This window comes from Vibrio bivalvicida (assembly GCF_001399455.2).
In the GTDB taxonomy this organism is placed as follows: Bacteria; Pseudomonadota; Gammaproteobacteria; order Enterobacterales; family Vibrionaceae; genus Vibrio; species Vibrio bivalvicida.
The window spans coordinates 131,650-144,243 of the sequence record NZ_LLEI02000053.1 but is presented as its reverse complement, the minus strand read 5'-3'; the positions used below and the strand labels follow the sequence as shown (position 1 = coordinate 144,243).

The following is a 12,594-nucleotide window of genomic DNA, read 5'->3' as shown; positions in this document are numbered from 1 at the left end:
GTTAAATTTTGTTCGAGATAAAAGCGTTTTAATCGCGGCGAGTGGCGGACGGCTAGTTGTTTGCCGCCTAGTCATTCTAAGCAAAACTCCTCTCAACAAAGAGTAAAACGCTTTTAGCCGAACCCTTAGGGCGGCGTTTGTGGCTCCCTTCTGCTGCGTTATCGGCTCAAAAGGTCAACAGACCCTAGCAGTTCAGCCTGATAAACGAGCAAACTTGTTGTTCACCCTGTATCCAGAATATCTCATAGTGGTTGTACAGCCCGGCGATAATGTACCAACAAAGCAGCAAACCGACCATCAATGCAAAGGCAAAACCCAAAGAGAAAATGTTCAGCTGCGGAGCTGCACGGGTCATAACGCCAAATGACAAATTGATCGTCAGCAGCGCAATAATGCCTGACAACGACATGCTCAATGCGACTTTAAACATTATGCCGAGCCACAAAGCTAACTCTCTGAAGTCCACTGTAGTCAACGATCCCGAACCAATAGGCAGTGACTTAAAGCTCATCACCACCAACATAATCATCTTTAAATGGCCATCTGTCGCCAAAAAAAACAACGTCGCTAAAAACATAAATAACTGACCTAGTAACGGCGTGTTTTGTCCGTTCGCTGGATCAACCATAGAAGCAAAACCCAAGCTTGATTGCATACCTAGGATCTGGCCTAAAATTACGAACGTTTGGATCATAAACTGCGTTACTGTCCCCATAGCAACACCGATAATGATCTGCTCTAGAAGAGTCATAAAACCAGCAAAAGAGAGCAACTCAATGCTTTCGGGTACTGCAGGGATCGCGGGCATAACAGCAAAGGTAATCGCCAAGCCCAGATATAGGCGGACGCGAGTAAAGACAAACCGAGCCCCGGTCACCGACATGACCATCAGCATCGCAGCGATTCGGGTGTAAGGCCAAAAATAGTTGGCAATCCAATCCAGTACTACGCTCGTTGGGTACTCCATAGCAATACCTAGTAGAGCACCTGAGGAAGCCGCTCGATCATGCTAAAGAAAAACTCCATTAGCATCTGTGTCATCCAGTGGGCGAATAACATCAAAGCAAGCAATGTAACAATCAAACGAGGTAGAAAGCTTAAGGTTTGTTCGTTAATAGAGGTCGCGGCTTGGAAAATAGCAACCACTAGACCGATCATTAGGCTAGGTATAATGATCGCACAGACCATAATGAGTACCATCCATAACGCTTCACGGAACAACTCAACGAACATTTCAGGAGTCATAGTCTTTCTCCCGTCACAAGGCGAAACTGCCGGCTAAGGTCGATAAAATCAGGTTCCACCCATCTACCAATACAAACAGCATCAGTTTAAATGGTAATGATACGATCATCGGAGAAAGCATCATCATACCCATCGCCATTAGGACCGATGCCACCACCAAATCGATAATCAAGAAAGGTAAGAACAGCATAAAACCAATCTGGAAAGCAGTCTTTAGCTCCGAAGTGATAAAGGCTGGAATCAGAACCGCCATTGAAACATCTTCTGGGGCGGTTGCGGTCGAGCCAGAAATATTAACGAAAGTTTCTAAGTCTTTGACCCGAGTTTGCTTGAGCATAAAGTCTTTCATCGGCACCTGGGCCAAATCAAACGCCTCACGAGCTGAAATTTGCTCATTGATGTAAGGCTGAATCGACTCATCGTTAATTTTGTTTAAAACTGGCGACATGATGAAGAAGGTCAAAAAGATAGCAATACCAATAATAACTTGATTTGACGGCGTTTGTTGCAAGCCCATCGCCTGTCTAAGTATAGACATCACAACCACGATTCGAGTAAATGAGGTCATTAAAATAACCATGGCAGGTAAAAAGCCTAGCATGGTCATCAAAGCAAGGATTTGCAGGTTTATGGAGTAGTCTTCACTACCGTCAGGGTTTGCAGTCATGGTGAAAGCCGGAATACCTCCACCGCCGGTAACGCTCCCTGACGCTGTTGACTTTGAGGCGCCCTGCTCTTTCTCCATAGCGCTTACTGTCACTGAATCTGACACCGCAGCATTAGCAGGAATAGACGTATCGAGTTCCTGCTGCGCTAACGATAGTGCAGAAAAGAACGTTAGGACAAACGCTAAAACAATCGAAGTTAGGTTATTGGCTTTTATCATTCTTCTTTAATAGCTGAGTCAATTGATTTGAAAACGGACTCGCAGCCATCTCCTCCTGAGACAAAGGTTTCTCCAGTTTCGAGATTAATTGGATCGATTGTGCGGTAACACCAACTAAAAATTGTTCCTCTCCCGCCTGTACAATCACAATTCGTTCCTTATGACCTACGGCAAGCTGACGCACTATGTTTAAGCCTTTCTGATTGACCAATGCTGGCACTCTCATGCGTTTAAGTAGCCAAGCCAAAAATAAAATAAAGACTATAACGAATAAGAGCGACCCAAAGGTGGTCGCCCAATCAAGCTGGCTACCTGGTGTGGAAACGGTAGCCATTGCCGAAGGAGAAAGTAGTATAAGTGAGTAAAGTAAGTACTCCTTAACTTTAAAAGACATACTAATCCTTACACTATCGAAGTTTCTTAATTCGCTCAGTTTGACTGATCACATCGGTGAGACGAATACCAAACTTATCGTTGACCACCACTACTTCACCGTGAGCAATCAAAGTACCATTCACCAGCACGTCTAATGACTCGCCCGCCAAGCGCTCTAGTTCCACAACTGAACCTTGGTTAAGCTGAAGCAAATTACGAATACTGATCTGCGAACGGCCAACCTCCATCGAGATCGTCACTGGAATATCTAAAATCGTGTCTAACTTACGACGTTCATCTTCTGAAATGGGTGACGAAGTGTCTTGTAGCTCGTCGAGTTGGGCATTCATCACTTCATCAACGTCTACCTCAGGTGCATCTGGATCTTCACCTAACGCCGCAGCCCATTCGTCCGCCAGTTTTTGGTCGTCACTCGGTTCCATACTTGTTACCTATATTATTCTTAATCTTCGATTTCGCCTTCATCTTCTTCTAATTCAGAGATGACGTCTTTACCTAAGAAGGCGATATCCGTTTTAACCACATCTGGTCGTTTAATTTCTTCTGAGACCTGAACCGCTAATTTGTCGCTTGAACGCCCCATTTTTACGCGATAAGTAGGCAATTCTTCAACAAACATCACAGCGTGCTCTGGCATTTCTACGGGTATAATGTCGCCAGGTTGAAGCTCCATGAGATCCCGCAGTGAAATATCTTGTTCTAGCAAATCAACTCGGAAGTTAACTGGCACATCCATAATTTCTTCACGTAGCGCAGTACTCCAACGAACGTCAGTTTCCATCTTGTCTGACTGAACACCTGCATCTAATAGCTCACGAATCGGCTCAACCATTGAGTACGGCATCACAACATGGAAGTCACCGCCACCGCCATCCACTTCGATGTGGAATGAACTGACCACGATAACCTCTGTCGGACTGACAATGTTCGCCATGCTCGGGTTAACTTCCGAGTCTAGGTATTCAAACTCAACCCCCATCACTGGTGACCAAGCTTCTTTGTAATCTTCAAATACAATTTTAAGTAGTAACTGAACAATTCGGCGCTCAGTAGGCGTGAACTCACGACCTTCAATTCGCGCATGGAAACGGCCATCACCACCAAAAAAGTTCTCTACCAAGATAAACACCAAACGTGCTTCCATGGTAATCAAGGCCGTACCTTTTAACGGTCTAAAGCGTACCATGTTTAAACTGGTTGGTACGTACAGAGTATTTTGGTATTCGCCAAACTTCATCATCTGCACGCCGTTGATGGAGACTTCTGCAGTTTTACGCAACATATTAAACAAGCTAATGCGCATATGACGCGCGAAACGCTCATTAATCAACTCCAACGTTGGCATTCGACCACGGACAATGCGGTCTTGTGATGAAAAGTCGAACTCAACCGCACTGGCATCGGAGGCTACTTGTTCCTCTTCTGCCTCATCAACATCATCTACACCGTGTAAGAGAGCATCAATCTCATCTTGGCTTAATAGATCAGTCACTCGTCACCTACTGCATTACAAAGTCAGTAAATAGCACCCGTTCAATTACTGGCTGCCCTACTGCGCGATTCAAACTGGCTTTAATGTCATCGGTAGCCTTATCTCGCAATTCGACACGACCATTTACCGTTCTCAATTGGTCTACAGTAGCAGACGCAAAAGTACTCAATAGTGAGCTTTCTATAAGTGGTGAGTGATAACGAGCAAGGTTTTCATTATCGCTACCACGTACCATCAACTGCACTTTGATCTGTACCAGACGGTCTTTCTTGTCACCAGTGACATTAAATAAGAAAGGTTGCGGGATATTCACGTAAGCCACCGGATCAGTCGGAGCGACCATTTCTTGCTGCGCCGCTTCTTGCCCTGCCGCTGGCTCATCTGAGCCCATCAAGAAGAATGCAGCACCACCACCACCGGCAAGTAAAACAACCACCGCAATAATGATGATAAGTAACTTACTTTTACCTTTGGGCGCTTCCGTTTCGAGTTCTTCGTCTGCCATAACTTAACGTTCTCTATTCTTTTGTTTTTAACAGTTTATGCGTAATAACTAATTCCATCACTCTTTGCTGCGACATTCAAATCAAGATTGATGTCTGGTTCAAGGTTTTCTTCACCAGAGGGGCCTAGATTGCCGTTACCTTGACCATTGTTGCCTTGCCCATTGTCGGCATAGCGTCTTTGCTGTTGACCTGAGGCTTGCTGCTGAACAGAGCTGTCTCCTAATTGTACACCCTGCTGGGCAAGCATTTCACGCAATCTTGGCATTGATTGCTCAATTACATCACGGGCTTGTTGGTTGGCAACCGTAAAGTGGACCGTCGTGGCATCCCCGTTCATATGCATGCGAATTTGCATTCGCCCAAGCTCTGGTGGATCAAGACGAATATCGATGTTTTTCAAATTCTTCGACATCATCATCTGCACGCGTTCAGCCACTTGCTCCCCCGCTAACTCTCGGTTTAACTGCAAAGGTGCTTGGGCAGCTTGTTCTGCTCTAACTTGGCCTAACGAACCAGAACCTTGCTGGCCTGACGCTTGAGCCAATTGCTGAGCAAAACCTGTATTGGTTTCAGTGCCTTGCTGTGACCCATCTTTATTTGTCGCGACTTTACCAAGTGTTCCTGCTACTTTCGCCCCCATCACGGCTTTAAGCATTGCTTGATCCTGAGCAATGGCAGCATTTGGGGCCGCTGCCATTTGCTGTATTTGCGTTGCCGCTAAGTCCGTTGGTATCGTTGCGGTGCTAACCTGCTGTTGAACAGCTTGCGCTAGCTGTGCTTGGGACTGTTGGTGAGCAAGTGCTTGATGTACAGATTGAGCGACTGGGGCTTGCTGTGTTCTCGGTGTAGAGTCAGCTTTCAAAGCAGCGTCATCCTTTACTTGACCTTCTGATGAAGCCGCCCAAGGTATTGCACCAGCCACTACCGTGGCCGCCGCAATACTCGGTTCAAGTTCTGAGTCACTTTGCGCATCAGCCGCCACTGCAAGCGCTTGGGCACTTGTTTCGGCATCGACCGCTAACTTACTTACCTCTTGTGTGCCCTTCTCAGCCGCAGCAGCAGTAGTCACTGCCGCTGCACCAAGTACGGCAGAACCTGCCACTAAAGCAGCCCCCTCAACGACGTTCGATTCTGAATCGTCTGTATCAGGTGATTCAGCAGCCGTGGCAAATTGTGAAACAGTTGTTGACGCCACTTCGGTCTGAAATGGCTGACTGTCTAGTTGTGGCTTGGTAGAACCATCAACGAATTCTACTGTATCTTGTTGACTGAGTGCGGCCGCACTTGAAGCAGAAACAGCATGATTTTTGGTTTGCAGCTCGGCTTTTAATTGTTCATTCGTTTCAACGTCTTTTTGCTGCATAAAACGCTCTGCAGAAGCTGGAACGGCCACGGTTTCCCCTTCAACAGAACGGACAATGACCTTTTGTGCTTCTTGCCCAGAGTCAGTCAATTGTGGAGCATCAGAGCGGGTTGATGAAGGCTTTTGATTTGAGTTTACTGAGGTGACTTGTTGAACCTCATCACCTTCCACCTCTTTGCCACCATCCGTTGATACCAGCACTGCCGCTTGTTTGTCATTTTCAGTAATTGGCGCATCGGCTAGTCGCGGAGCACTGTTATCTTGTGGCAACGGTTTGCCGTCTTTCGGCTGAAGAGCTTTGCTGGAGTGGTCGAGGCGCTGCAATACCTCATCATTTTCAGAAACAATTTTTTCAGCCGATTGTGAAGCCGCTTTATTGCTGTCGATTGAAGCAACATCCGTTGTGTTAGAAACCTCTGTTTTTTTCGCTTCCTTCGCATTACCTTCAATGTCGCTAGTTACCGACTTAACGGATTCTGCGTCATCTGACTCTAGCAATTCGTCAGTACTTTGACCCTCAGTAGCTGACGCCTTTACACTGATAGGCTCTGATTCACCGTCTTCTACAGCGACATCTTCGCCTTCTAGTTTGGTAGTCGATTCACTCTTATCAACCTTGCCCTCTGAATCACTCTCCCCCTTAATCAACGCGGCAAGCTTTGAGAAAAAGCCACCAGATTCTGAAGATTCAGAGGTCGCACCTTCCCCTTCAGTTGTCGCTTTAGTCACTTTAGGACTTTCAGATACCGATGATAAATTGATATTCATACCAGGCTCACTCTCAGTTGCTCAGCGCCAGTCAGACTCTAGGCGGCAAAGTGCCAATAGGATTGCATACATTTTTTAGGTTATCTGCAAAAAGCACGCCAATTAGATACATACTGTGAGCCACAGCCTAAGTGTGTGAGATTAATTCAAACTTCGACGGGAAAACTGAAGAGTTGCGAATTCATCCATCTGTTTCTGTTCACGGATGTTTTGCAGACGTTGTTTTTCAGCCTGTTTTTTTTCTATCATCCATTCATAAGAACGTCGTTGCTTACGGCTCTCGAGCCAGTTCTGTTCACACCCTTCAACTTGGCTTTTAAAATGGGCTTCCGCTTGCTTTTGTTTCGCTAGAGTTTCATCCAGCGTGGTCAAAAAGCGATTTAGATGAGAGTATTGGCTCGCAGTGAGACCTTGCTGACCTCGATCGACCAATTGCTGGCAATAATCAAGACGATACTGTTCAATTTGCTCAAGCTGCTGATAATAGCCATCTAGCTCGCTGCGAGCTTGACTGAGCGCTAGCACCGCTTGGTTTTCACGTTCTTTAGCCTGTTCTAAAAGAAATTCTAGTGCGTTATCCATCGCTTATTACTCGCCTTGTAACAACCCACGCAGCATGTTGAGACACATGTCGTATGGTACGGTTTCTTTCATTGATTGTTGCAAGTAACCGTCCAGCTTAGGCTTCAGCGTAAATGCACCATCAATTGCCGGATCAGTTCCCGGTTTGTACGCGCCAATTGAGACGAGATCTTGGTTCTTACGGCACACCGACAGCACTTGGCGAACCGCCTTCGACATTAACACGTGCTCTTCAGAGGTAATTTGAGGCATAACACGACTGACAGATTTCTCAACATCGATTGCAGGGTAGTGACCCGCATCAGCCATTTCACGCGATAGTACCACGTGGCCATCGAGAATAGCCCGTGACGCATCGGCTATCGGATCTTGCAAGTCATCACCTTCGGTTAAAACGGTAAAGAAGGCGGTGATCGAACCCTGTTCCGGGCTGCCATTACCAGCACGTTCCACCAATGCTGGCAACTTAGCAAATACAGAAGGTGGGTACCCTTTGGTCGCTGGTGGTTCCCCAACAGAAAGAGCAATCTCACGCTGTGCCTGAGCAAAGCGGGTCAGAGAGTCCATCAAGAGTAGAACATCTAAGCCTTGATCACGAAAGTATTCCGCTATCGTCAGTGCTGTCTGACACCCTTTCAATCGCATTAAGGGCGATGAATCCGCTGGGGCAGCAACGACCACTGAACGTTGACGACCATCCACACCTAAGATTTCTTCAATAAATTCTTTTACCTCACGACCACGCTCGCCAATCAGACCAACTACAACCACTTGCGCAGTTGTACCTCGGGTCATCATACCCAAGGTGACCGATTTACCGACACCAGAACCAGCAAATAGGCCAATACGCTGACCTTTACCAACAGTTAATAAGCCGTTGATCGCTTTAATTCCCACATCAAGAGGTTCTGAGATAGGTTTACGTGCAAGAGGGTTAATCGGTTCCGCATTAAAAGAAGCACGCTTCTCGGTATAGATAGGACCAAGACCATCAAGTGGGTTGCCCACACCGTCGATGACGCGTCCTAGTAATTCCATCCCCACTGGTAAACCCGTCTCACTGGTTAGAGGTGTCACTTTCGCACCAGGAAGCACGCCCGTGATTTGCTCGCTAGGCATTAAGTATAAATTTTCACCTGAAAAGCCAACAACTTCAGCTTCCATCTCACCGTGCATGGTTTCGACTGTACATAAGCTACCGATAGGTGCTCTGCATCCAGTTGCCTCGAGGGTTAAACCTACTACGCGTACCAGCTTGCCCGCCGCGACAGGTCTGCAGGTTAAACCTTGAGTTTTGTATTGAGTGAGACGTTCAGCAAGCGCGAGCATTACTCACCACCTTGGTGTCGATTCACCCCACAAAAGCTTTGAATAACACTACGAATGCGATCTTCCATTCGATAGTTAACACTGGACTCACCCGCTTCGATTTGAACATCGCCACGATTAAGTGCCGGTTCAGCCATTAATGTCCAATTGCGAAATTCAAGTTCATCTTCGCCATAGGATGAGCGAATGATCTCAACGTCATCAGGGTGAAGTTTAAGCGTGATAGCGTGCCCAGAAATCGGCAATGACTCTACTGATTGCTTGATGGTATCCAATATGACTTGTGGATTGGTCTGTACCTCGATATGCACCACTTCTTTGACCAATGTCAACACCATATCAACCAGTTGCTTTTCGACTTGAACATTCATTAACTCAAGTGGCTGAGCAAACTGATTCGCAAGACTGATAAACGTCTGAACTTGCTGCTGAATAAACTCTTGCCCTGCAGCAACACCTTCGATCTTACCGATTTCTAAACCTTCTTGACGTCCTTCTTGCGTTCCTTGTTCTTTGCCTTTTTCATAACCTTGCTTGAAGCCAGCTTCTTGACCTTGGTGAAGCCCTTCCTGATAAGCTTGCTGCCTTATCAGTTCTATTTCATCTTCAGTCAATTCTTTAGGTGCTTCTTCCGCTGCAGGCTCAGCGATTGGCATCCAGCTCGGGTCATAATTCATCGCCGTTTCTTTGGCCTGTTTATGAGTCTGCGAGGTATAATCGGGCATACCCCATCGCTCTGGTTTCTCTACCAGCTCATCATCATCCAGACGTAAAAAACCGCGTTTCCTTTCCAAAGACATAGATACCTTGTTTCGTTAGTTTACAGGAACTCGTCCGCACCACCGCCTAGCATAATTTCGCCAGAGTCAGCCATGCGTCTTGCAATTGCCAGTACTTCTTTCTGTGCTGCCTCCACATCAGAAACCTTAATTGGGGGCATTGCTTCAAGGTCATCGCGCATCATCTCAGCAGCACGCTTAGACATATTCTTGAAGATCTTCTCACGTAGACCATCATCGGCACCTTTAAGCGCGCGCTGTAGCGCGTCTTGTGGTACATCACGCAGCAATTTTTGGATGCCCTGGTCGTCCACTTCGATAAGGTTCTCGAATACGAACATAAGATCTTGAATCTGAGTCGCCATGTCTTCGTCTTGATCGCGAATTTGCTCCATCAAGATACCTTCGACATTGTTGTCCATGTAGTTCATGATCTCTGCTGCTGCCTTCAGGCCACCAATCTTGGCCGCTTGCGCACCAGCCTGACCAGCAAACTGCTTCTCCATAATCTCGTTCAGTTCAGCCAATGCTGATGGTTGAACTTCTTCTAGGTTGGCAATACGCATCATCAAGTCTAAACGGTCACGCTCAGCAAACTGATTGAGAATTTCCGCAGACTGATCGGGCTCTAAGTAAGACAATACGATAGTTTGAATCTGTGGGTGCTCGTTAATGATGATGCTCGCAACTTGGCGAGGGTCCATCCATTTAAGAGAATCTAGACCTTTCGAACCAGTACCCAGCAGGATTTGATCAACTAAGTTGTTGGCTTTATCTTCACCCAGTGCAGCGACCAGTGCATTACGCATAAAGTCTTCGCTGCCCATACCAATATTGGTGTACTTCTGAATATCTTCTAGGAAAGCTCGATGAACTGCACCGACTTTGTCTTGACTTAAATCGGCAGCACGCGCCATTGCGCTACCCACTCGTTGAACTTGTTTTGGTTCTAAATGGCGAATAATACCTGCCGCGTCTTCCTCATTAAGACTGAGTAAAAGAATCGCCGCGCGCTCTTCGCCCGGAATTTCTGATATATCCACGGTGTTTTCTACTACCTCACCGCCCTCTTCCTGTGGAACTATTTCGTTAGGCATCCTGCATCCAATTCTTCACGACTTGTGCGGCAAGCTCAGGTTCATTTGCAACCAGTGCACGCACCGCTTTCAGTACATCTTCATCTTTGTGTAGATTAGGTAAGTCAATGCTTGAGCCAAACTCAAACAACTCACCACCGTCTAGGTCACCACCAATCAAGCTGGTTTCACCATCAGCACCAATTGGTAAGCCATCTGGTCCGTAAAGTTGGTCTTCATCTTCATCAGACGCAGGGTTAAGCAGTTTCTTCATCGCTGGGCGTACAAGTACCAGTATTACAACAATGATAACCAATGCGCTTGCAAACCAGCGAATCCAGTCATTGAAATTAGGGTGCTCCCAAATTGGCACATCAGCCATGACTTCAATTTCAGGCTCGGCAAATTGCATACTCAGCACGTTAAGTAAGTCGCCACGTGCTTGGCTAAATCCAACCGTACCAATCAATAGCTGCTTAATTGAGTTTAGTTCAGCCTCAGAAATTGGCTGATAGCTGGTCTCTCCAGTATCGGGGTTCACAACAGCACGATTTTTAACCGCAACGGCAACCGTTTGACGATTCACTACGCCCGTTTGTCGACGTTCATGGCTAATGGTGGTATCGAGTTCAAAGTTACGTGTCGCCTCTTTGTGCACCGAACCTTGGCCTAAGGTGGTACCATCTTTCATCTGCGCCACATCTTGAGGGATTGAGGCATCAGCGGGAGGCTGATTACTCAACGCGCCAGGTACACCTGCGACTACATTGCCGTTGTTGTAGTCCTCTAGGGTATATTCACTACGCGTTGACGGAGTGTTTGGGTCAAAACGCTTGCTGGTTTGTTCGACGGCACTGAAATCAAGTTCAATATCAACCTGAGCGGTGTAGTTGCCAAAGCCCAAAATTGGGATAAGCACTGAATCAATTTTATCGCGTAGCGCTTGCTCTTGTTTACGCTCAAGTTCATGCTCTTTACGACGAGCTACCGATGCAGGATCTTGCGATCCTGAACTTAGCAAGCGACCATGCTGATCGGTGACAGTAATACGGTTTGGCTTCATACCAGGGACGGCACTGGCCACCATATCCACCACTGAATCGACTTCTTCCTGCTTAAGGTTAGCACCTGTTTTTAGCGTTAAAAACACCGATGCTGACGCTTCTTGATTATGCCTAACAAAGACACTCTGTTTTGGCAATGCGAGTAACACACGCGCTTTGTGTACTTGCTTCATCTCTTGAATTGCTTTGGAAAGCTGGCGCTCACGGCTAAGCTTAAGACGCTCTTGTTCTAAACGTTGAGACACACCAAAGCCCATATCTTGCAGCAGTATATCGTCGCCAGCCTGCTTTTCTCGATTAAGTCCAGCGCGAACCATATCAAGTTTTAACGAATTAAAGTCACTGGTAGGGACTAAGATTGTGTTGCCTTCGAGTTTGTAATCGAGTTTTTGCTGGTCAAGGTAATCTAGGACAGGAATCAGCTCTTCAGTTTCATAAACGCCTAGTGGGCGCATTTCTGGCTCTTTCACCCAGAAGAACAACATCACGATCAGAGCGACACAGATAGAGATCGAGAGAACCAGCACCACTTGGCGAAGCAAATCGAGGTCGCCTACCGCCATATCAAACTTAGAACTGGATTTTTCGTCCAAATCAGGGTTTTGAACTTGTGTATCGAGATCCGATGTGGCGACCATTGCGCCTTCACCAGCGCCTTCAGTCACGGTTAGATCGGTAGATGGGTTTTGCTCTGACACAGACTTTACCTAACGTTAAACGGGCATGTTCATCAATTCTTTGTACGATTCGACCAGCTTATTCCGTACTTGAATTGTGGCTTCAAAAGCGACGCTAGACTTGTTTCTAGCAATCATTACATCAGAAAGTGAGACGTCTGCGTCACCACGATCGAATCGCATTTGCAGGTCGCTTGACGTCTTTGAAAGACTATTGACGTTATTAATTGCGTTGTTCAGCAGTTGACCAAAATCCGCGCCGACAGTTTGCCCAGTCGCCGCTGGTTTAGTGCCAGTGGCCTCAAACATCATTGCTTGCATTTCGTTTTGAAAACCGTCAACTCTCATCAAAACCTCAGTAGTCAACTCTTTGACTTAAAATAGTGTTGGACTACTGACGCTGCAAACTCCGTGCCACGTCAGTACCAGAA

General features: G+C 46.6%; 14 protein-coding genes. All 14 read right to left on the bottom strand.

The window, feature by feature from the left end:
• Positions 1-184: 184 nt before the first annotated feature.
• Positions 185-967, bottom strand: coding sequence for a flagellar biosynthetic protein FliR (gene fliR / locus APB76_RS17320; protein WP_049846670.1), 783 nt, complete (start codon positions 965-967; stop codon positions 185-187).
• A gap of 8 nt (positions 968-975) precedes the next feature.
• Positions 976-1,245, bottom strand: a complete 270-nt coding sequence (gene fliQ / locus APB76_RS17315; protein WP_049846669.1) for a flagellar biosynthesis protein FliQ — start codon at positions 1,243-1,245, stop codon at positions 976-978.
• Positions 1,246-1,258: 13 nt separating this feature from the next.
• Complete coding sequence (gene fliP, locus APB76_RS17310; RefSeq protein WP_049846668.1) at positions 1,259-2,131, bottom strand: flagellar type III secretion system pore protein FliP; 873 nt, start codon at positions 2,129-2,131, stop codon at positions 1,259-1,261.
• Positions 2,115-2,525, bottom strand: a complete 411-nt coding sequence (gene fliO, locus APB76_RS17305) for a flagellar biosynthetic protein FliO (RefSeq protein ID WP_049846667.1) — start codon at positions 2,523-2,525, stop codon at positions 2,115-2,117. Before fliO ends, fliP begins: the two co-directional genes overlap by 17 nt.
• A 13-nt stretch (positions 2,526-2,538) precedes the next feature.
• Complete coding sequence (gene fliN, locus APB76_RS17300) at positions 2,539-2,949, bottom strand: flagellar motor switch protein FliN (protein WP_049846666.1); 411 nt, start codon at positions 2,947-2,949, stop codon at positions 2,539-2,541.
• A gap of 20 nt (positions 2,950-2,969) precedes the next feature.
• A complete protein-coding gene (gene fliM, locus APB76_RS17295) occupies positions 2,970-4,019 on the bottom strand; it encodes a flagellar motor switch protein FliM (RefSeq protein ID WP_049846665.1) in 1,050 nt (349 codons plus the stop codon).
• A gap of 7 nt (positions 4,020-4,026) precedes the next feature.
• Positions 4,027-4,524 (bottom strand): flagellar basal body-associated protein FliL, encoded by a 498-nt coding sequence (gene fliL, locus APB76_RS17290; RefSeq protein ID WP_054961309.1) that lies wholly within the window; start codon positions 4,522-4,524, stop codon positions 4,027-4,029.
• 35 nt (positions 4,525-4,559) lie between these two features.
• Positions 4,560-6,656 (bottom strand): flagellar hook-length control protein FliK, encoded by a 2,097-nt coding sequence (locus APB76_RS17285; RefSeq protein ID WP_054961308.1) that lies wholly within the window; start codon positions 6,654-6,656, stop codon positions 4,560-4,562.
• A gap of 141 nt (positions 6,657-6,797) precedes the next feature.
• Positions 6,798-7,238, bottom strand: a complete 441-nt coding sequence (gene fliJ, locus APB76_RS17280; protein ID WP_049846662.1) for a flagellar export protein FliJ — start codon at positions 7,236-7,238, stop codon at positions 6,798-6,800.
• Positions 7,239-7,244: 6 nt separating this feature from the next.
• Positions 7,245-8,567, bottom strand: a complete 1,323-nt coding sequence (gene fliI / locus APB76_RS17275; protein WP_054961307.1) for a flagellar protein export ATPase FliI — start codon at positions 8,565-8,567, stop codon at positions 7,245-7,247.
• Complete coding sequence (gene fliH / locus APB76_RS17270) at positions 8,567-9,367, bottom strand: flagellar assembly protein FliH (RefSeq protein ID WP_054961306.1); 801 nt, start codon at positions 9,365-9,367, stop codon at positions 8,567-8,569. The genes fliI and fliH overlap by 1 nt, the downstream gene beginning before the upstream one ends.
• 20 nt (positions 9,368-9,387) lie before the next feature.
• Positions 9,388-10,443, bottom strand: coding sequence for a flagellar motor switch protein FliG (fliG, locus tag APB76_RS17265; protein WP_049846659.1), 1,056 nt, complete (start codon positions 10,441-10,443; stop codon positions 9,388-9,390).
• Entirely contained in the window at positions 10,436-12,184 is a 1,749-nt protein-coding gene (gene fliF, locus APB76_RS17260) for a flagellar basal-body MS-ring/collar protein FliF (protein ID WP_054961305.1), read from the bottom strand. The genes fliG and fliF overlap by 8 nt, the downstream gene beginning before the upstream one ends.
• 15 nt (positions 12,185-12,199) lie before the next feature.
• Positions 12,200-12,511 (bottom strand): flagellar hook-basal body complex protein FliE, encoded by a 312-nt coding sequence (gene fliE, locus APB76_RS17255; RefSeq protein ID WP_049846657.1) that lies wholly within the window; start codon positions 12,509-12,511, stop codon positions 12,200-12,202.
• Positions 12,512-12,594: the final 83 nt, after the last annotated feature.

Excerpts from the sequence above, each read along its gene's own strand:
- fliR (WP_049846670.1), bottom strand. The coding sequence starts at position 967 with ATGGAGTACCCAACGAGCGTAGTACTGGATTGGATTGCCAACTATTTT.
- fliQ (WP_049846669.1), bottom strand. The coding sequence starts at position 1,245 with ATGACTCCTGAAATGTTCGTTGAGTTGTTCCGTGAAGCGTTATGGATG.
- fliP (WP_049846668.1), bottom strand. The coding sequence starts at position 2,131 with ATGATAAAAGCCAATAACCTAACTTCGATTGTTTTAGCGTTTGTCCTA.
- fliO (WP_049846667.1), bottom strand. The coding sequence starts at position 2,525 with ATGTCTTTTAAAGTTAAGGAGTACTTACTTTACTCACTTATACTACTT.
- fliN (WP_049846666.1), bottom strand. The coding sequence starts at position 2,949 with ATGGAACCGAGTGACGACCAAAAACTGGCGGACGAATGGGCTGCGGCG.
- fliL (WP_054961309.1), bottom strand. The coding sequence starts at position 4,524 with ATGGCAGACGAAGAACTCGAAACGGAAGCGCCCAAAGGTAAAAGTAAG.
- APB76_RS17285 (WP_054961308.1), bottom strand. The coding sequence starts at position 6,656 with ATGAATATCAATTTATCATCGGTATCTGAAAGTCCTAAAGTGACTAAA.
- fliJ (WP_049846662.1), bottom strand. The coding sequence starts at position 7,238 with ATGGATAACGCACTAGAATTTCTTTTAGAACAGGCTAAAGAACGTGAA.
- fliI (WP_054961307.1), bottom strand. The coding sequence starts at position 8,567 with ATGCTCGCGCTTGCTGAACGTCTCACTCAATACAAAACTCAAGGTTTA.
- fliH (WP_054961306.1), bottom strand. The coding sequence starts at position 9,367 with ATGTCTTTGGAAAGGAAACGCGGTTTTTTACGTCTGGATGATGATGAG.
- fliG (WP_049846659.1), bottom strand. The coding sequence starts at position 10,443 with ATGCCTAACGAAATAGTTCCACAGGAAGAGGGCGGTGAGGTAGTAGAA.
- fliE (WP_049846657.1), bottom strand. The coding sequence starts at position 12,511 with ATGAGAGTTGACGGTTTTCAAAACGAAATGCAAGCAATGATGTTTGAG.